Consider the following 19427-nt stretch of genomic DNA (forward strand, 5'->3'; position numbering starts at 1 on the left):
CGATGGCGCCGCCGCTGATCCAGTTGAAAGATATAAGGCTGACGTTTGGCGGCACGCCGCTGTTGTCGGGCGTGGAATTGTCGGTGTCGTCGGGCGAGCGCGTCTGCCTGATCGGGCGCAACGGCTCCGGCAAATCGACGCTGCTGAAAATCGCCGCCGGACTGGTCGAGCCCGACGGCGGCAGCCGCTTCGTGCAGCCCGGCGCCACCATCCGCTATCTGCCGCAGGAGCCTGATTTCGGCGACCACAAGACGACACTCGCCTATGTCGAGGCCGGCCTCGGCCCCGGCGACGATCACTATCAGGCGCGCTATCTGGTCGAACAGCTCGGGCTTTCCGGTGACGAGGACCCCGCGCATATCTCGGGCGGCGAAGCCCGCCGCGCCGCCCTGGCGCGGGTGCTGGCGCCCTCGCCCGATATCCTGCTGCTGGACGAGCCGACCAACCATCTCGACCTTCCCACCATCGAATGGCTCGAACGCGAACTGGAAAGCCGCCGCTGCGCGCTTGTCCTCATCAGTCACGATCGCCGGTTCCTTTCCAACCTGTCGCGCTCGACCGCCTGGCTCGACCGCGGCCAGATCCGGCAGATCGACCGCGGCTTCTCCGCATTCGAAGCCTGGCGCGACGAGGTGCTGGCGGAAGAAGAGCGCGAGCAGCACAAGCTCGACCGCAAGATCGTCAACGAGGAACACTGGCTGCGCTATGGCGTCTCCGGCCGCCGCAAGCGCAACGTCAAGCGGCTCGGCAATCTGCATGCGCTGCGCGACCAGCGGCGCAATTATCGCGGTACTGCCGGCAATGCCAACCTCGCGGCCGCCGAAGCTGAAAAATCCGGCAGGCTGGTCATCGAGGCGAAGAACATCGCCAAGGCCTACGGCGAGCGCAAGATCGTGGAGAGTTTTTCGACCCGAATCCAGCGCGGTGACCGCATCGGCATCGTCGGCCCGAATGGCGCCGGCAAGACCACGCTCGTTCATCTTTTGATCGGCAACGATCCCCCAGATAGCGGCACGATCCGACTCGGCGCCAATCTCGAAATGGCGACGCTGGACCAGCACCGCGAAAGCCTCGATCCGAAATCGACGCTGGCGGAAGCGCTGACCGGCGGCCGCGGCGACCATGTCATGGTCGGCGGCAAGCCGAAACACGTGGTCAGCTACATGAAGGACTTTCTCTTCGCGCAAGAACAAATGCGCACGCCGCTGGAGGTGCTTTCCGGCGGCGAGCGCGGCCGGCTGATGTTGGCGCGAGCGCTGGCAAAGCCGTCGAACCTCTTGGTACTGGACGAGCCGACCAACGACCTCGATCTCGAAACGCTCGACGTGCTCGAGGAGATGCTTGGCGATTACGAGGGCACGGTGATCCTGATCAGCCACGACCGCGACTTCCTCGATCGCGTGGTGACGTCGGTGATCGTGCCGGAAGGCAATGGCCGCTGGATCGAGTATGCCGGCGGCTACACCGACATGCTGGCGCAGCGCGGCGAGGATTTGTCGCGGGAATCTGTCAATGGACCGGCGCCGATTGAGGAAAAGAAGGAGACCAGAGCTACCGCCCCTTCCGCCGCCCCCAAACGCCGGCTGAACTTCAACGAAAAGCACGCGCTGGAAACGCTGCCGAAGACGATCGCGAAATTGCAGGCCGAGATCGCAAAGCAGCAGAAGCTGCTTGACGATCCCGACCTCTACGCCAAGGATCGCAGGAAATTCGACGCGGCGTCATCGGCGATTGCAAAAGCGCAGGAAGAGCTGGCCGCCGCCGAAGACCGGTGGCTGGAGCTGGAAGTTTTGCGGGAAGAAATTGAGCAAGCGTAGAAGCCGCATGGTATCCTTCCGTCATTGCGAGGAGCGAAGCGACGAAGCAATCCATCTTTCCTCGTGTGCGGAGAAATGGATTGCTTCGCTTCGCTCGCAATGACGGCAACAACGAATTGGAATCGACCGCATGACAACGCCCCTCGCCGCAAAAATCGCCCGCGAATACGGCACGCCCTGTGCGGTCATCGACATGGACCGCGTCGAGCGCAATATCGCCCGCATCCAGGTCGCCTGCGATACCGCCGGCGTCGCCAACCGGCCGCATATCAAGACTCACAAGAGCCCGCTGCTCGCGCAGATGCAGGTCTCGGCCGGCGCCAAGGGCATCACCTGCCAGAAGCTCGGCGAGGCCGAAGTGATGGCGGATGCAGGCATCGACGACATCCTGATCAGCTACAATCTGATCGGCGAGGAGAAGATGGCCCGGCTCGCGGCGCTGCAGGCCAAGGCCAACATGACGGTCGCTGCCGACAATTCGACCGTGATCGCCGGCCTGCCGCAGGCCGCCGCAGCTTCGGGCCGACCGCTGTCAGTCGTGGTCGAGTGCGATACGGGGCGCAAGCGCGCCGGCGTCGAAACGCCGGCGGAAGCTATTGCGCTGGCGCGCGAGATTGCGGGCTCGAAGGGCCTGCAATTTGCGGGCTTCATGCTGTACCCGACCGAGACCGGCTGGGTGGAAGCACAAAAGTTTTTCGATGAGGCCCTGGCGGGCGTCCGCGCGCATGGGCTCGATGCGACGATGGTTTCGACCGGCGGCTCGCCCAATCTGAAAAATCTCGGCAAGCTGAAGGGCGCGACCGAGCATCGGCCCGGCACCTATATCTACAACGACCGCATGCAGGTCGCGGCTGGCGTCGCCGAATGGGACGATTGCGCGCTGAACATCTATTCCACAGTCGTGAGCCGCGCCGGACCGGACCGCGGCATTCTGGACGCCGGCTCGAAGACGCTGACATCGGATCCCGGCGGCGGTCTCGACGGCTACGGACTGATCCTGGAGCACCCCGAAGCGAAGATCGCGCGCTTTGCCGAAGAGCACGGCTTCCTTGACCTGGCCCGCAGCAACACGCGGCCGAATGTCGGCGACGTCGTCCGGATCGTGCCTAACCATGTCTGCGTCGTCGTCAACATGATGGACGAAGTGGTGATGGTGCGCGGCGACGAGATCATCGGCACGCTGCCGGTCGCGGCACGGGGGAAGTTGCGGTAGGGAGTGCCGTCGACGCCACAGCCGTCATTGCGAGGAGCAAAGCGACGAAGCAATCCATTCCTCCGCTTGCGGCGAGATGGATTGCTTCGCTTCGCTCGCAATGACGGGGTTAGATTTTGCGCTCCAGCCACGTCAACGCCCCTCTCCCTGCCGCCACCCCCGTCGCGAACGACGCCTGCAAGAGATAGCCGCCGGTCGGGGCTTCCCAATCGAGCATTTCGCCGGCCACGAACACGCCGGGCAAACGGCGGATCATGAAATCAGCATCGAGTTCGTCGAACACTATTCCGCCCGCCGTCGAGATCGCGCGCGCGATTGGCGCGATGCCGTTGAGTTCGATCGGGACGGCATTGATGAGGTGAGCTAGATCGGCCGGAGACATCGACGCCAGCGAAGCGCCGGATGCCTTGGCGGCTTCCTGCAGCAAGCCGATCGCAACCGGCGACAAACCCACGGCCTTGCGCAGGAAGTTGGACAGGGATTGCTTGCCCCTTGGTTCCGACAGCCGCGCGATCAGCTCTGTTTGCTCAAGATCAGGCCGAAGCGCGATGTGCAGGGTCGCCTGCCCTGAAATCATAATGGCCTCGCGCAGCTCAGCCGAAAGCGCATAGATCGCGCCGCCCTCGATGCCGGTGCGGGTGACGATAGCCTCGCCACGCTGAGTGTGCGCTCCAAAGGTCAGCGCCACACCCTTGAGCGGTTGACCTTCAAAGCGGTCGCGGAAAATTTCCGACCAGGCAACGGTGAAGCCGGAATTGGCCGGCCGCAGCGGCGACATCTTCACGCCCTCTGCAGCGAGCGTTTCCGTCCATGTGCCATCGGAACCAAGCCGCGGCCAGCTCGCGCCCCCGAGCGCCAGCACGGTTGCGCAAGACTCGACGGCGAGCGGTCCACCAGGCGTTTCGAAGCGCAGGCGGCCCTGCTCATCCCAGCCGGTCCAGCGGTGACGCAGCGCCAGTCTTGCGCCCATCGAGTCCAGCCGCCGCAACCATGCGCGCAGCAAGGGCGACGCCTTGAAGGCCTTTGGAAAGACCCGGCCGCTGGAGCCGATAAATGTTTCCTGCCCCAATGCCTCGCTCCAGTCGCACAACGCCTGCGGCGGAAACGCTTCGATGGCGATTTTCAGGTGCGGCATCGCCTCGCGGTAGCGGGCAAGGAACTGCGGCAACGGCTCGCTGTGCGTAAGGTTGAGCCCTCCGCGCCCCGCCATCAGGAATTTGCGCCCCGCCGACGGCATCGCGTCATAGACGGTGATGCTGGCGCCGCCTTGCGCCAGCACTTCGGCGGCCATTAGCCCGGTGGGGCCGGCGCCGATGACGGCGGCGCTTTTGGAGTGCGAAGACATAGCGAGAGTGTAGGCCAGATTGGCTGCCACAATAACAATCGTCATGCCCGGGGCCTGTCCCGGGCATCCACGTCTTGACCTTGATACGGCAACAAAGACGTGGATGGCCGGGTCAAGCCTGGCCATGACGGCGGAGGGACGGTGAGCTACAGCTTAATCCCTGTCCTCGCCGCGGCCTGGGCGACGTACTTCTGCGTCTGCTCGAATGCGCCCTGCAGCGCCTTCGCCTTCGACACATCGTCGATCTCGGCGAAATGCGCCGCGATGGCGTCAGGCGTCCAGTCGGACTGGGCTAGGTTGACGCCTTCGGTCTCGACGATCTTGATCACCGCAAACGAACCCGCGCCCGCGCCCATGATGGTGCGGGTCGGCGCATCCTCACTGAGCAGATATTCCACCGCGGGCGTGATCGCTTCGGGTTTCATCAGCGCCAGCGCCTGCGGCGGCAGCAGTTCTTCCGTCATTCGGGTGGCCGCGGTCGGCGAGATCGTGTTGACGCGAATGTTGTTCTTGCGGCCCTCCTCGGCCAGCACGTTCATCAGGCCGACCATGCCGGCTTTCGCCGCGCCGTAATTGGCCTGACCGAAATTGCCGAACAGGCCCGACGACGAGGTGGTCAGCACGATCCGGCCGTAGTTGCGCTCGCGCATGCCATCCCACACCGCCTTACAGCAGTAAAACGTGCCGACGAGGTGGACGTCGAGCACCTTGGCAAAGTCGGCGACGTCCATTTTTCCAAACGACTTGTCGCGGAGAATGCCGGCGTTGGCGCAGAGCAGATCGACACTGCCCCACTCCTTGGTAGCCCGCTCGACCATCGCGGTGACTTGTCCGAACTTCGAGACATCGGCGCCGTCGGCCATCGCCGTGCCGCCGGCTTTGCGGATTTCCTCGACCACGGATTCGGCCGGCGTCAGCGAGCCGCCGGTACCGTCCCGCGCGCCGCCGAAGTCGTTGACCACCACCTTGGCGCCGCGGCTCGCCAGCCCCAGCGCATGCGCCCGTCCCAGACCATTGCCCGCGCCCGTGACGATTGCGACGCGTCCGTCAAACCTGATTGCCATGAGTATTGATCCCGATTGTTCCTGCCCGTCATGCCCGGGGGCCTGCCCCCGACTTGATCGGGGGTGACCCGGGCATCCATCAAATTGAAGGGTTTTTGATCAGCGATGGATTGCCGGGTCAACTGGTTTGAAGACGCGCTTCGCGGTTTTGCCCGGCCATGACGGGCAAAACCTAGTTGAAATAGATCAGCCCGATCCAATCGGCGACCAACGCCGGCTTGTCCTCGCCCTCGATCTCGACGGTAACGTTAGTGCGCGACTGCAATTCCTTCGGCTTGCGCAGCTTGGCTTCAACAAGCGTGAAGCGGCCGCGGACCCGCGAGCCGGCGCGGACCGGCGAAAGGAAGCGCAGCTTGTCGAAACCGTAGTTCACGCCCATTGCCGTGCCTTCGATGACCGGCATCACCTCGTACGACATGATGCTCATCAAGGACATGGTGAGAAAGCCATGCGCGATGGTATTGCCGAACGCGGTTTCCTTCTTTGCCCGTTCCGGGTCGACATGAATGAACTGATGGTCCTCGATCACGTCGGCATAGAGGTTGATCCGGCTCTGGTCGATCAAGTGCCACGACGACACGCCGATCTCCTTGCCGACCATGGCCTGATAGGCCTCAAACGAGACCGGCGGCTTCTTCCAGACTTCATTCATTGATTAGCTCTCCAACCCGGCGGTCCGCACTTTCTGCAGCTCCGGGAATTCTTCTTCGCGGAACTCGGCGCCGCGCAACGCATCGTCTCGGACATTATCATGCTCGAGCCGGCGCAACTGCACCCGGCGGATTTTTCCGGAAATCGTTTTCGGCAGTTCCTTTACCAGTTCGATCTTGCGAATACGCTTGAACGGCGCGAGCCGGGTGTGCAGATGCTTGAAGATCGACAGCGCAGTCCCAGGCGAGCGCTCTACACCCGATACCAGCAGCACATAGGCCTTCGGGATGGCGAGCCGTATCGGATCGGGACTTGGGACAACCGCAGCTTCAGCTACCCATTCATGCTCCAGCAGCACGCTCTCCAGCTCGAATGGACTGATGCGGTAGTCGGAAGATTTGAAGACGTCGTCGGAGCGGCCGACAAAGGTGAGATAGCCCTCGTCGTCGGCAAACACCACGTCGCCTGAGCGGTAGAGATCGCCGTCCGCCCCGCTCAATTTGCCGTCCTCGCCCTGATAGCCCTGCATCAGGCCTGCGGGACGGTCGGCGCCGAGCACCAGCGTCACCTCACCCTCTTTGGTGACCTGGCCGTCATTGTCGGTGATCCGCACCCGGTAGCCCGGCAACGGACGGCCCATCGAGCCGACCTTCACCTTCTGGCCCGGCGAGTTGCCGGCGAGCGCCGCAGTCTCGGTCTGGCCATAGCCGTCGCGGATGGTGAGGCCCCACGCCGCCTTCACCTGGTCGATCACTTCGGGATTGAGCGGCTCGCCGGCGCCGCAGACCTCGCGCAGGCTTACCTTGAAATCCGCGAGCTTCTCCTGAATGAACAGCCGCCACACCGTCGGCGGCGCACACAGTGTGGTGACGCCGCAGCGGCCGATCGTGGTGAGCAGGGCTTTGGCGTCGAAGCGCGGCTGGTTGACCACGAACACGGTGGCGCCGGCATTCCACGGCGCGAAGAAGCAACTCCAGGCATGCTTGGCCCAGCCCGGCGAAGAAATGTTGAGATGGACATCGCCGGGCTGCAGGCCGAGCCAGAACATCGTCGAGAGGTGGCCGACGGGATAGCTACGCTGGCTATGCCGCACCAGCTTGGGCTTTGCCGTGGTGCCCGAGGTGAAATAAAGCAGCATCGGATCGTCGGCATTGGTCGGGCCGTCAGGTGCAAAGTCGTCCGAGGCACTGTCAGCCTGTTCAAAGGGCAGCCAGTCATCGTGCTTCGATGTCGCGCCTACCACGACGCGCACCAGTCCGTCGCCGCCGAGGCCCGCAAATTTCGCGACCTGATCTTGCGAGGCAACCACCGCCCGCGCCCTGCCCCGCTCGAGCCGATCGCGCAGTTCGTCCGGGGTCAGCAGCGTGGTGGCGGGGATAACGACGACACCGAGCTTCATCGCCGCCAGCATGGTCTCCCACAGCGGCACGACATTGCCGAGCAGCAACAACAAGTGATCGCCGCGTTTCAGCCCCTGCGCCCGCAGGAAGTTTGCGACCTGATTGGAGCGGCGCGACAGCGTCGCGAACGTGAGCTTTGTCTCCTTGTCGCCGGGATCGACGATCCAGAGCGCCGGGCGATCCCGGCTGTCAGGATTGCGCGCGAGCTCCGCGTCGAACCAGTCGAGCGCCCAATTGAATGGAACGGGATCCGGCCAGCGAAATCCCTTCACGGCCGTATCGTAGTCGGTGCGGTGCTTGAGTAGAAACGCGCGCGCTTCCTGGAAGGTCGTCATTAGCTCTCCGTTATTTCGCAGCGAGACTCCGAACGTGCTGGATAATTCCGGAAAAATCCACCCCGCCATGGCCGGCGGCGTCAAAAGCCTTGTAGATCTCCTGCGCGTGCTTGCCGAGCGGCGTCGCCGCCCCCGCAGCCTTGGCCGCATCCTGCGCCAGTGTCAGATCCTTCACCATCAGGGCCGACGCGAATCCCGGCTTATAATCGTTGTTAGCGGGCGAAGTCGGCACCGGACCAGGCACCGGGCAATAGGACGTCAGCGCCCAGCATTGCCCCGATGAGGTCGAGGCGACATCGAACAGCGCCTGATGCGACAGGCCCAGCTTTTCGGCGAGCGCAAAGGCTTCGCCGACGCCGATCATGGAAATCCCTAGGATCATGTTGTTGCAGATCTTGGCGGCCTGCCCCGCGCCGGCGCCGCCGCAGTGGACGATCTTCTTGCCCATGTTCTCCAGCACGGGCCTTGCCGCCGCAAACGCCTTTTCCTCGCCGCCACACATGAAGGTCAGCGTCGCGCCCTTGGCGCCGCCGGTGCCGCCGGATACCGGCGCATCGACCGAGAGCATGCCGTGCTTTGCCGCCAGCGCGTGCGCCTGCTTGGCGCTTTCGACGTCGATGGTCGAGCAATCGATGATCAGCGTGCCCTTGGTCATGACAGGGACCACTTCGTTCCAGACCGACAGCACATGCTTGCCCGCCGGCAGCATGGAGATAACGACATCGACGCCCTTGACGGAGGCGACCGAACTCTCGGCGATGACAGCGCCGTCGGCCTTGGCCTGATCGCGCGAGGCTTCGACCAGATCGAACGCGGTCACCTTGTGGCCGGCCTTGACCAGATTGGCCGCCATCGGGCCGCCCATATTGCCGAGGCCAATGAATGCGATATTTGCCATCTCGAATCCTCCGCTAAACTTTTTGTTCTGATCAGGGAAATCTGAGTTCGTCAGCGCCGATCTCGCCGAAATAAGGCGCGACCATTTCCGGCGTCACGTCCTCGATTCTCGGCGGCGACCATCTTGGATTGCGGTCCTTGTCGATGACGGCGGCGCGCACGCCCTCGCGGAAATCGTCGCTCGCGAACACTTCCAGCGCGGCGCGATATTCCCGCACCAGGCATTCCTCCAGCGAGCGCGCGCTGCGCGCCAGCCGCAGCAGCTTGAGCGTCACCACCATGCCGCGCGGCGACTTTTCGTTCAGCGTCTTCAGCGTCGCCTGCGCGAAGTCCGAGCCATCACGCTGCAGCGCCGCGATGATGTCTTCCATGCGGTCGTGGGAGAACAACGCATCGATCTTCACCTGCTGCGCGGCGACCGGCCCGGCCGTTTCTCCAGTCGAGAAGCCGTCGATCAGCTTCCTAATGTCAGCCGCCGTCGTGCCCGACGCCACCTTCGTCAATGCCTCACGCAAGGCCGGCAGTTTTGCCGACGGCACCACCGCATCGGCAAATCTTGCATGGATGGCATCCGGACCGTTCATGGTCTGCCCGGTCAATCCAAAATAGGTGCCGATCTCGCCCGGCGAATGCGACAACAGCCAGGTGCCGCCGACGTCAGGGAAGAAGCCGAGGCCGACCTCGGGCATCGCGAGTTTCGTCTTCTCGGTGACGACGCGATGGCTCGAATGCGCCGACAGCCCGACGCCGCCGCCCATCACGATGCCATCCATGAAGGCGACATAGGGTTTTGGGAACTTCTTGATGCGGGCGTTGAGGATGTATTCATCCCGCCACAGGATCTTGCCGAGATCGCCCTTGACCTTGGAGCTTTCCCAGAGCGCGCGGATGTCGCCGCCGGCGCACAGCCCGCGCTCGCCGGCACCTTCCAGAACGATCACCGCAATATCAGGATCCGCCTCGAAGGCATCGAGCGCCTTGTCGATGTCGTGGAACATCTCCAACGTCACAGCATTGATCGCCTTCGGCCGGTTCAATCGGAGAATGCCGGCCGAACCTTCCTTGCGCGCGATCAGGTCGCCGTCTGCGATGGCCGCATCCGTCATCGCGCGCCCTCGATCAGCTTGCGCGACACGATCAGCCGCATGATTTCGTTGGTGCCTTCCAGGATCTGGTGCACGCGCAGGTCGCGCACGATTTTTTCGATGCCGTATTCGCTCAAGTAGCCGTAGCCGCCATGCAGTTGCAGCGCCTGGTTGGCGACCTCGAAGCCGACGTCGGTGCCAAAACGTTTTGCCATCGCGCACAGCATGGTGGCGTCGGGATCCTTGCGGTCGAGCGCGGCGGCCGCGCGCCAGACAAAGGTCCGCGCCGCTTCCAGCTCGGTCGCCATGTCGGCGAGGCGGAACTGCAGCGCCTGGAATTCATCGAGACGTTTGCCGAAGGCTTTTCGCTCCTTCATGTAGGCGAGCGACTTGTCGAGCGCGCTCTGCGCGCCGCCGAGCGAGCACGCCGCGATATTGAGGCGGCCGCCGTCGAGCCCGGCCATCGCGATCTTGAAGCCGATGCCCTCCTTGCCCAGCCGGTTCTCGACCGGCACGCGGGCGTTCTCAAACATCACCGCGCGCGTGGGCTGCGCGTTCCAGCCCATCTTGCGCTCGTTGGCGCCGAACGAGACACCGGGCGTTTCGGCCGGAATGACGAGCGTCGAGATGCCGCCGGGCCCGTCGCCGCCGGTCCGCACCATCACGACATAGAGGTCGCCGCCACCGGCACCGGAGATAAACTGTTTCTGGCCGTTGAGCACATAATGATCGCCGTCGCGCACCGCGCGGGTGCGGAGCGCCGCGGCGTCCGAGCCGGAGCCCGGTTCGGTCAGGCAATAGCTTGCCAGCAGCTCCATGGTGCAGAGCTTTGGCAACCACTTTTGCCGCTGGCTGTCATTGCCATAGGCATCGATCATCCAGGACGCCATGTTGTGGATCGAGATGAAGGCCGACACCGTCGGGCAGCCGGTCGCCAGCGCCTCGAAGATCAGCGCCGCGTCGAAGCGGGTCATCGCGGAGCCACCGACATCGTCCTTGATGTAGATGCCGCCCATGCCGAGGCCTGCGGCCTCGCGCATCACGTCAACAGGAAAATGCTTCTCTTCGTCCCAGCGCAGCGCATGCGGCGCGATTTTCTCGGCCGCAAACGCCCGCGCCATGTCGCGAACCGCGGCCTGATCCTCGTTGAGAGCAAATTGCATCTTGCCGGTTATCCTTGAAACTCACCCATCGTCATTGCGAGCGCAGCGAAGCAATCCATCCCGCCGCAAACACAGAATGGATTGCTTCGTCGCTGCGCTCCCTTGCGCAAACGCTTCGCGTTTGTCGCAAGCAATGACGGCGCCCGAGCACAAGACTACTTCATCAACGGAATCGAGAACTCCGCGCCTTCCTTGACGCCGGACGGCCAGCGCGAGGTCACCGTCTTGGTCTTGGTGTAGAAGCGGACCGAGTCCGGACCGTGCTGATTGAGATCGCCGAAGCCGGACTTCTTCCAGCCGCCGAACGTGTAGTAGGCGATCGGCACCGGGATCGGCACGTTGATGCCGACCATGCCGACATTGACGCGTGCCGCAAAGTCACGCGCCGCGTCGCCGTCGCGGGTGAAGATCGCAACGCCGTTGCCGTAGTCATGTTCGGACGGCAGTGCGAGAGCTTCCTTGTAGTCATGCGCGCGCACCACCGAGAGCACCGGGCCAAAAATCTCTTCCTTGTAGATCCGCATATCCTTGGTGACGTTGTCGAACAGCGAGCCGCCGAGATAAAAGCCCTTTTCATAGCCCTGCATCTTGAAGCCGCGGCCGTCGACGGCGAGCGTGGCGCCTTCCTTGATGCCGATATCGATGTAGTTCTTCACCTTTTCGACCGCTTCGCGCGTCACCAGCGGGCCGTAATCGGCGGACGGATCGACCGAGGTGCCGATCTTGAGCGACTCCACGCGCGGGATCAGCTTTTCCATCAGACGATCAGCGGTGGTCTTGCCGACGGGAACGGCGACGGAGACCGCCATGCAGCGCTCGCCGGCCGAGCCGTAGCCGGCCCCGATCAGCGCGTCGACCGTCTGGTCCATGTCGGCGTCGGGCATCACGATGGCATGGTTCTTAGCGCCGCCAAAGCACTGGCAGCGCTTGCCGGTCTGGGCGGCGCGCTCATAGATGTATTGCGCGATCGGCGTCGAGCCGACGAAGCCGATCGCCTTGATATCGGGGTCGTCGAGAATGGCGTCGACGGCTTCCTTGTCGCCGTTGACGACGTTGAGGATGCCGGGCGGCAGCCCCGCTTCCATCATCAGCTCGGCGAGCCGCATCGGCACGCCGGGATCGCGCTCCGAAGGCTTTAGGATAAAGGCGTTGCCGCAGGCGATCGCGGGCGCGAACTTCCACATCGGGATCATCGCCGGGAAATTGAACGGCGTGATGCCGGCGACGACGCCCAGCGGCTGGCGCAGGGAGTAGATGTCGATGCCGGGGCCGGCGCCCTCGGTGTATTCGCCCTTCATCAAATGCGGAATGCCGCAGGCGAATTCCGCGACTTCGAGGCCGCGCTGGATGTCGCCCTTGGCGTCGGGAACGGTCTTGCCGTGCTCGCGCGCCAGCAATTCAGCGAGCTTGTCATAGTCGCGCTGCACCAGTTCGAGGAACTTCATCATCACCCGCGCGCGGCGCTGCGGATTGGTGTTGGCCCATTCGGGCTGGGCGAGCGCGGCGTTCTCGACGGCCGCGCGGACTTCCGCTCTTGAGGCCAGCGCCACCTTGGCCTGGACGTCGCCGGTCATCGGCTCAAACACGTCGGCCGTCCGGCCGGAAGTTCCCGTGACCTCTTTGCCGCCGATAAAGTGTCCGATTGAGCGCATGAATGATCTCCCTAAGGTCCCGTCTGGGATCGCTTTCGAGCCCCTTTTTGACCTGCATTTCTTGGGATACAAGTCCGATATATTGCACCATAGATGTGCGGAAATGCTGGATCAAGGCACCAAGACGATCGACTGGGATGACTTCCGTTTCGTGCTGGCGATCGTGCGCGGCGGCTCGGTTTCCGCTGCCGCCAAGCAGCTATCGGTCGATCATGCCACCGTCATTCGCCGTGTCGACCGGCTGGAACGCCATCTCTCCGCAAAACTGTTCAACCGCCGCAAGACCGGCTACCTCCTGACCGAAGCCGGCCAGCGCGTGGCCGACAGTGCCGAAGCGATGGAATCCACCATCGTCGCCAACCAGGAGGCGGTCGGCGGATCGCGCGCCCGGCTCACCGGCACGGTCCGGATCGGCGCCCCCGACGGGTTCGGCAGCCATTTCCTGGCGGCGCGGCTTCTGAAATTCACCGAGCGGTATCCCGATCTCGACCTGCAGCTCGTCGCCACCGCGCGGCTGTTCAGCCTGTCGAAGCGCGAGGCCGACATCGCGATCAGCCTCTCCATGCCAAAGGAGGGCCGGATCGTCGGGCGCAAGCTGCTTGACTACAGCCTCGGGCTCTATGCCGCGCCGGCCTATCTCGACCGGGCACCGAAAATCACTTCCCGCGGCGACCTGCCAGGGCATCGCTTCGTCGGCTACATCGAGGAACTGATGTTCACGCCCGAGCTGGATTACCTGCCCCAGGTTTCGCCGAAGATCTCGGCCAAGTTTCGCAGCGCCAATCTGATCGCGCAGCTCAACGCCACCATTGCCGGCTTTGGCATTGCGGTGCTGCCGCATTTCATGGCGAAGGCGCATGCCGAACTGCGCGCAGTGCTGCCCGCCGAGGTCAGGATCTCGCGCACGTTCTGGATGCTGATGCACGCCGACAGCAAGGACCTGGCGCGGATCAGAGCGGTGGCCGATTACATCCACGAGACAGTGGAAAGCGAGCGCGCGCTGTTTAGCGGGCGGTGACGGCACGAAATCATCGTCGTCCCTGCGAACGCAGGGACCCATAACCACCGATGTGAAATGACGACAAAAGCCGTCTCCCTTGTGCCGCTTCCAAGGGCCGCAGGGTATGGGTCCCTGCGTGCGCAGGGACGACGTGGAGAGGCCGCCGCCTAATTCACCTTCCGCGTCTTCTTCGCGGCCGGCTTCGCCTCGGCGCGCGTCAGCGCCGCCTCGCGGCCGGCGACGAGAATTTCGTCGGAGAGTTCACCGCTGCCGGCAACGCGCGACATCACCAGCGTACCCATCATCGTCGCCAGCGTGCCCATCGCCTGCCTGCGGGCCGTCTTGCGCGGCACGTCGGGAATCTGGTCGGCGATCACATCGATCAACTGCTCCAGCTTGGCGGCAAAGGCCTTGCGCGTCTTCGCGCTTTCCCGGACGATCTCGGCACCTAACGTCGTAACGGCGCAACCGCGGCCGGGATCGTCGCGATGAACCGTCGAGACGTAGGAATCGATGATCGTCGACAACCGCTTCTCCGGCGGCGTTTCAGCGGCGATTTTTCGCCAATGCTCAACCGAGCGGTCCATCGCATAGGCAAAAGCCTCGATGACGAGCGCCTCGCGGGAATCGAAATGCGCGTAGAAGCCGCCGTGGGTCAGGCCCGCTTCCTTCATCAAGTCGGCGACGCCGATGCCATGCGCGCCCTTTTCGCGAAGCCGCACCGAGGCTTTTTTCACGATCCGTGCGTGGGTCTCCTGCTTGTGCTCTTTCGAATAACGCATCAACGCATCCCATTAAATGTCCCTGGTCATATAATAACAGCTATGAGCAGGAAAAGCTGCATCTAATTCGCCTTTTCAACGCCGATCATCGTGAACGTTCCGGTCGCGTGCACTGCAAGATTGCCCGCACGGTCGCGGACGAAGCCTTCGGCATAGCTGGTCTGGCGGCCGACCTTTATCACTTTGCCTTCCGCCGAGATCGCGCCCGACCGCACCGACAATGGCCGCAGATAGGTCAGCTTGAGGTCCAGCGTGACGGAGGTCTGCCCCGCCGGCTGCATGGTGGTGATGGCACAACCCATGGCAGTATCCAGGAGCGCCGCGGCCGTCGCGCCGTGGAGCAGTCCGATGGTGTTTTCGAGGCTTTCATCCGGATCCAGTTCCATCACGATCCGGCCGGGCTCGGCGAGGCGCATCTCGAAACCGATCAGCCGCGCCATCGGCGGCGGTGGCAGGATGCCGTCGCGGATCGCGCACATGGTCTCGAGCCCGGACATTCCGGATGCCGCCGGGGCAATCGGCCCCGGCGCCTGCCATTCCACCACCCGATGCCTGCGCATATCGAACGAAAACAGATCGACAGTCTCGGTCATAGTCATGGCGGCTCCTTTAGATGACGATCATAATTCTATATCGGTGCGAGCGGTCGCGCAATGCCCCTCGCCCGCCCTTGACAAGCCGGCGCAATGTCCCGGAAGTGATGGCAACGACCAGAACAAGCCCGGAAAAGCAGAATGGAAATGCTCAATCCTCATTGCGGCATCGACCGCGACGACAGAGGCGTCGTTCGCCTCGCGATCTGCAATGCGGGCCCTCTCAACATCCTCTCCTCCGCCGTCACCGACGGCGTGCGCGAAGGGTTCGAGCGGCTCGCCGGCGACAACACCATTCGCGTGGTCATCCTCGCCGGCCAGAGCGAGAAGAGCATGATCGGCGGCGCCGATATCAAGGAGATGGCGAAGCTCGACCAGAAATCCGCTGAAGCCTTCATCACCCGGTTGCGCGACCTCTGCGAGGCAGTGCGCCACTTTCCGGCGCCGGTGATCGCGCGGCTTCCCGGCTGGTGCCTCGGTGGCGGGTTGGAAGTCGCCGCCGCCTGCGATTTCCGGATTGCGGCCCACGATGCCAAATTCGGCATGCCGGAAGTGCGCGTCGGCATCCCCTCGGTGATCCACGCTGCGCTGCTGCCGCGGCTGATCGGCTGGGGCCGCGCCCGCTGGCTGGTCATGACGGCGGAAAATATCGACGCGCCCACCGCGCTCGCCTGGGGCCTGGTCGATGTGGTCGCCAAGGAAGGCGGGCTCGATGCCGCGGTCGAGCATACGGTGAAGGCGCTGCTCGAATGCGGGCCCGGAGCGCTGCGTTCGCAGAAGGAGTTGCTGCGGCAATGGGAGGAACTGCCGTTGACCGAATCCGTCAACTTAAGTGTCGGCGTATTCGGACAATCGTTCCTGACCGGAGAGCCGCAGCGGCTGATGCAGGGATTTCTCGACCGCAAGAAATAGACGGAGGGACGCATGAGGCCTGCCGGCAAGGGACCGCTGGAATCGCTCTATTTCGGCTATCCCCGCTTTGCGGCGCGGCGCGTTCCCGAACTTGACGGCGAGGCGACGCGGCATCCGGTGCTGATCGTTGGCGCCGGCCCGATCGGCATGACCGCGGCGCTGGTGCTGGCGCGCTACGGGATCAAGAGCGTGCTGATCGACCGCAAGGACACTTTTAATGACGGCAGCCGCGCCATCTGCGTTGCGCGGCCGAGCATGCATATCCTGGAGCGGATCGGCGCGGTCGGGCCGTTCGTCGAAAAGGCGCTCGGCTGGCGGTTCGGTCGCAGCTACTATCGCGGCGAGCAGATTTTTCGGCTGGAGATGCCGCAACCGCCGGGCGAAAAATATCTACCGATGTACAATCTGCAGCAGCAGTACATCGAGAAATTCCTGCATGATGCGGTTGCGGCCTGCGATCTGGTCGACATGCGCTGGCAGAGCGAACTGTCGGCCATCGAGCGGCACAATGACGGTGTCTCGGTTCGGATTTCATCGCCGGCGGGCGACTATCGGCTCGATGCCGACTATGTGCTGGCCGCCGACGGGGCGCGCTCGCCAATCCGGTCGATGCTTGGCTTGCGATTGAAGGGCGACAATTACGAAGGCCGCTACGTGATCGCGGACATCCGCATGGACCACGATTTTCCGACTGAGCGCCGGGCTTTTTTCGAACCAAGCGGCAATCCCGGCGGGACGGTGCTGATCCACAAGCAGCCGGACGATATCTGGCGCGTAGATTACCAGCTCCGTGAAGGCGAGAACGAACAGGAAGCGCTCAAGGAGGAAAACCTCCGCGCCCGGGTCGGTGCGATCCTTGCGGATATCGGCCACACAAATGCATGGGATCTGGAATGGTGGAGCGTCTACTCCGCCAACACCTTGTGCCTTGACGATTACAAGCACGGCCGCGTCTTCTTTATCGGCGATGCCGCTCATATTGTGCCGATCTTCGGCGTGCGCGGGCTGAACAATGGTCTGGCGGATGCCGAGAACATCGGCTGGAAGCTGGCGCTCGTGCTCCATGGCGAGGCGGATGAGCGGCTGCTCGACAGCTTTTCGCCGGAGCGGCGCGGCGCCACGCTCGACGTCTTCGCCAATGCCACCAAGAGCACGCGTTTCATGACGCCGCCGACGCGCGGCTGGCGGCTGGCGCGCGAGGCGGCCTTGTCGCTCAGTTTGAAGCACGAATTTCCCCGCGGGCTCGCCAATCCGCGCCAGATGCAGCCCTACACCTATTCGGACAGCCCGCTGACGCTTTACGCCGAGCGCGACACCGAATTTGCCGGCGGCCCTCGTTGCGGCAGCGCCGCGCCGAACGCGAGACTGGCCGACGGCAGCTACCTGCTGGACCGCGCCGGCAACGGCATGACCGCGATCCTGTTCTGCGAGGGGCCGCCGGTTGCCGAACAGGCGGCGCTGTTGGCGCAACTCGGCCGGATCGATAAGCGCTTCGCTGCCGTGCTGGTTACGTCGCGCGGCTCGGCCTCTGAAACAAAGGCCATTGCGGACCAGGACGGCGAAATCGCCCGCCTGTTCGCCGCTAGTCCTGGCACGCTCTATCTGCTGCGGCCCGACCTGCACATTGCCGGGCGATGGAAGGCCGCTGCTCCCGACGAGATCCTGAAAACCGCAAGCCTTTGCCTGGGAAGCGAGACGCCATGAGCGCCATGCCGTTCGAGGACTTCGAGACCGCTTATGAGACGCTGGCGATAGCGATCGACCAGGCCGGGCCCGAGCGTGAAGCGCTATTCCTGACCCGGCTTGCGCTCGTGCTCGGCCACGAACTCGGCGACATCGCGGCCTTCAAAAAGGCCATCGAGGCCGCCCTCGACGGACTGGAATAGCCAGCCGGTTCGCGGGCTGCGATCGATCAATTTCTCTCATGCGAATGGTGAGATTTTTGATTGGACTGCCTGGTTGTGATTTTGCCGCGTATAATATTATGCCTATAATTCAATCGCGGCTTGCGTGGATTGCCCTGGCGTCATCATGTCCTGAAATGAGGGAAGTACGACATTCAAGTCAGAATGCCGTCACGTCAGAATGCGTCAAGCCGACCTAAGCAGACCTTCCCACTGGAATTCCCCGAGGACCAATGATCTCGAACTGGCTTTCAGCCGCCCTGGCCCGCCGCAATATCCATTACGGCTGGGTGATGGTCGCCGTGACCTTCCTCACCGGCCTGATCTCCGCCGGCACGGTCGGCGCGCCCGGCGTCTTCATCGTGCCGTTGCAGAAGGAATTTGGCTGGACGACGGCGGAGATTTCTTCCGCGCTGTCGATCCGCTTCATCCTGTTCGGGCTGATGGCGCCCTTTGCCGCAGCGCTCATGAACCGCTACGGGCTGCGCAATGTGACGCTGCTGGCGCTGCTGATCGTCGTCTCCGGCCTGGTGGCGTCGCTGGCGATGACACAGGTCTGGCAGCTCATGCTGCTGTGGGGCGTCGTGATCGGGCTCGGCACCGGCATGACGGCGCTGGTGCTGGGCGCCACGATTGCTGCACGCTGGTTCGTGGCGCGGCGCGGTCTCGTCGTCGGCATTCTCACCGCGAGCGTCGCCACCGGACAGCTCGCCTTCCTGCCGCTGCTGGCGAGCCTGACCGATACGTATGGTTGGCGGATCGCGCTGGGCCTGGTGTGCGTGACGCTCGGCGTCGCGGCCTTCGCCGTGCTGATGATCATGCGTGACCGGCCGAGCGATGTGGGCTTAAGGCCATTCGGCGACGAAGGCACCGAGCCGCTGCCGGCCCCTCGCCCAAACAACATCCCGATCATGGCGGCGGCGCTCGGCACGCTGCGCGATGCCTCGAAGTCGGGGGTGTTCTGGATCCTGTTCGCCACCTTCTTCATCTGCGGCGCCTCTACCAACGGTCTGGTCCAGGTTCACCTGATTCCGATGTGCCTCGATTTTGGCATCCCGCAGGTGCAGGCGGCGAGCCTGCTGGCTGCGATGGGCATATTCGATTTCGTCGGTACCATCGCTTCCGGCTGGCTGTCGGACCGCTACGACAATCGCTGGCTGCTGTTCTGGTATTACGGGCTCCGCGGCCTGTCGCTGCTGTTCCTGCCGTTCTCCGATTTTACGCTCTACGGCCTTTCGCTGTTTGCGATGTTCTACGGGCTCGACTGGATCGCAACCGTGCCGCCGACGGTGCGGCTCACCACCCAGCGGTTCGGCCCCGAACGCGCCAATTTGGTGTTTGGCTGGATTTTTGCCGGTCATCAACTCGGAGCCGGCGTAGCCGCCTTCGGTGCGGGCCTGTCGCGGACGGTGCTGCAGACCTACCTGCCGGCGTTCTTCGTTGCCGGCGCGCTCTGCGTGGTGGCGGCGCTGATTGTGCTCGCGATCTCGCGGCCGAAGCCTGTGAGGGTGTAACAACTGCTGTATGGTGGGCAAAGGCGCTTGCGCCGTGCCCACCATCCGCGACCACGATCGTGAATGGTGGGCACGCTTCGCTTTGCCCACCTACGATTCC

17 protein-coding genes are annotated in these 19427 nt (G+C 63.7%); 7 read left to right on the forward strand and 10 right to left on the reverse strand.

Annotation, left to right across the window (positions count from 1 at the left end; translation table 11 throughout):
• Positions 1-2: 2 nt before the first annotated feature.
• The gene (locus V1278_RS25335) at positions 3-1817 is read left to right on the forward strand and encodes an ABC-F family ATP-binding cassette domain-containing protein (protein WP_334382547.1); all 1815 of its coding nucleotides are present in this window, start codon (positions 3-5) and stop codon (positions 1815-1817) included.
• A 130-nt stretch (positions 1818-1947) separates the two neighbouring features.
• Positions 1948-3030 (forward strand): D-TA family PLP-dependent enzyme, encoded by a 1083-nt coding sequence (locus V1278_RS25340; RefSeq protein WP_334382548.1) that lies wholly within the window; start codon positions 1948-1950, stop codon positions 3028-3030.
• Between the two features lie 109 nt (positions 3031-3139).
• Here the strand turns inward: V1278_RS25340 and V1278_RS25345 are convergent, their stop codons facing one another.
• The 8 genes from V1278_RS25345 to V1278_RS25380 all read right to left on the reverse strand — a co-directional run bounded on the left by V1278_RS25345 (position 3140) and on the right by V1278_RS25380 (position 12622).
• Positions 3140-4375, reverse strand: coding sequence for a TIGR03862 family flavoprotein (locus V1278_RS25345; protein ID WP_334384255.1), 1236 nt, complete (start codon positions 4373-4375; stop codon positions 3140-3142).
• 146 nt (positions 4376-4521) lie between these two features.
• Positions 4522-5439, reverse strand: a complete 918-nt coding sequence (locus V1278_RS25350; protein WP_334382549.1) for an SDR family NAD(P)-dependent oxidoreductase — start codon at positions 5437-5439, stop codon at positions 4522-4524.
• A gap of 172 nt (positions 5440-5611) precedes the next feature.
• The gene (locus V1278_RS25355) at positions 5612-6091 is read right to left on the reverse strand and encodes a MaoC family dehydratase (RefSeq protein WP_028346616.1); all 480 of its coding nucleotides are present in this window, start codon (positions 6089-6091) and stop codon (positions 5612-5614) included.
• 3 nt (positions 6092-6094) lie between these two features.
• Entirely contained in the window at positions 6095-7825 is a 1731-nt protein-coding gene (locus V1278_RS25360) for an AMP-binding protein (protein WP_334382550.1), read from the reverse strand.
• A gap of 10 nt (positions 7826-7835) precedes the next feature.
• Positions 7836-8723 (reverse strand): 3-hydroxyisobutyrate dehydrogenase, encoded by an 888-nt coding sequence (mmsB, locus tag V1278_RS25365; RefSeq protein ID WP_334382551.1) that lies wholly within the window; start codon positions 8721-8723, stop codon positions 7836-7838.
• Between the two features lie 31 nt (positions 8724-8754).
• A complete protein-coding gene (locus V1278_RS25370; RefSeq protein WP_334382552.1) occupies positions 8755-9828 on the reverse strand; it encodes an enoyl-CoA hydratase/isomerase family protein in 1074 nt (357 codons plus the stop codon).
• Positions 9825-10970, reverse strand: coding sequence for an isobutyryl-CoA dehydrogenase (locus V1278_RS25375; RefSeq protein ID WP_334382553.1), 1146 nt, complete (start codon positions 10968-10970; stop codon positions 9825-9827). Before V1278_RS25375 ends, V1278_RS25370 begins: the two co-directional genes overlap by 4 nt.
• Before the next feature lie 155 nt (positions 10971-11125).
• Entirely contained in the window at positions 11126-12622 is a 1497-nt protein-coding gene (locus V1278_RS25380; protein ID WP_334368328.1) for a CoA-acylating methylmalonate-semialdehyde dehydrogenase, read from the reverse strand.
• 103 nt (positions 12623-12725) lie between these two features.
• Between V1278_RS25380 and V1278_RS25385 the strand changes: the two genes are divergently transcribed.
• A complete protein-coding gene (locus V1278_RS25385) occupies positions 12726-13640 on the forward strand; it encodes a LysR family transcriptional regulator (protein ID WP_334382554.1) in 915 nt (304 codons plus the stop codon).
• Positions 13641-13789: 149 nt separating this feature from the next.
• Here V1278_RS25385 and V1278_RS25390 read toward each other — a convergent pair whose 3' ends face one another.
• Positions 13790-14404 carry a TetR/AcrR family transcriptional regulator gene (locus tag V1278_RS25390; RefSeq protein ID WP_334382555.1) on the reverse strand — a complete coding sequence of 205 codons (615 nt, stop codon included), beginning with the start codon at positions 14402-14404 and terminating at the stop codon, positions 13790-13792.
• A 62-nt stretch (positions 14405-14466) separates the two neighbouring features.
• Entirely contained in the window at positions 14467-15003 is a 537-nt protein-coding gene (locus V1278_RS25395) for a PaaI family thioesterase (protein WP_334382556.1), read from the reverse strand.
• A 135-nt stretch (positions 15004-15138) separates the two neighbouring features.
• Between V1278_RS25395 and V1278_RS25400 the strand changes: the two genes are divergently transcribed.
• The 4 genes from V1278_RS25400 (at position 15139) to V1278_RS25415 (ending at position 19327) form a co-directional block, all read left to right on the forward strand.
• A complete protein-coding gene (locus V1278_RS25400) occupies positions 15139-15909 on the forward strand; it encodes an enoyl-CoA hydratase (RefSeq protein ID WP_334382557.1) in 771 nt (256 codons plus the stop codon).
• Positions 15910-15921: 12 nt separating this feature from the next.
• Positions 15922-17613: an FAD-dependent monooxygenase gene (locus V1278_RS25405; RefSeq protein ID WP_334382558.1), complete on the forward strand. Its 1692-nt coding sequence runs from the start codon at positions 15922-15924 to the stop codon at positions 17611-17613.
• Positions 17610-17795, forward strand: coding sequence for a hypothetical protein (locus V1278_RS25410; protein ID WP_334382559.1), 186 nt, complete (start codon positions 17610-17612; stop codon positions 17793-17795). The genes V1278_RS25405 and V1278_RS25410 overlap by 4 nt, the downstream gene beginning before the upstream one ends.
• 251 nt (positions 17796-18046) lie before the next feature.
• Complete coding sequence (locus tag V1278_RS25415) at positions 18047-19327, forward strand: MFS transporter (RefSeq protein WP_334382560.1); 1281 nt, start codon at positions 18047-18049, stop codon at positions 19325-19327.
• Positions 19328-19427: the final 100 nt, after the last annotated feature.

Origin of the sequence: Bradyrhizobium sp. AZCC 1577, assembly GCF_036924575.1 — a bacterium.
Classification (GTDB): domain Bacteria; phylum Pseudomonadota; class Alphaproteobacteria; order Rhizobiales; family Xanthobacteraceae; genus Bradyrhizobium.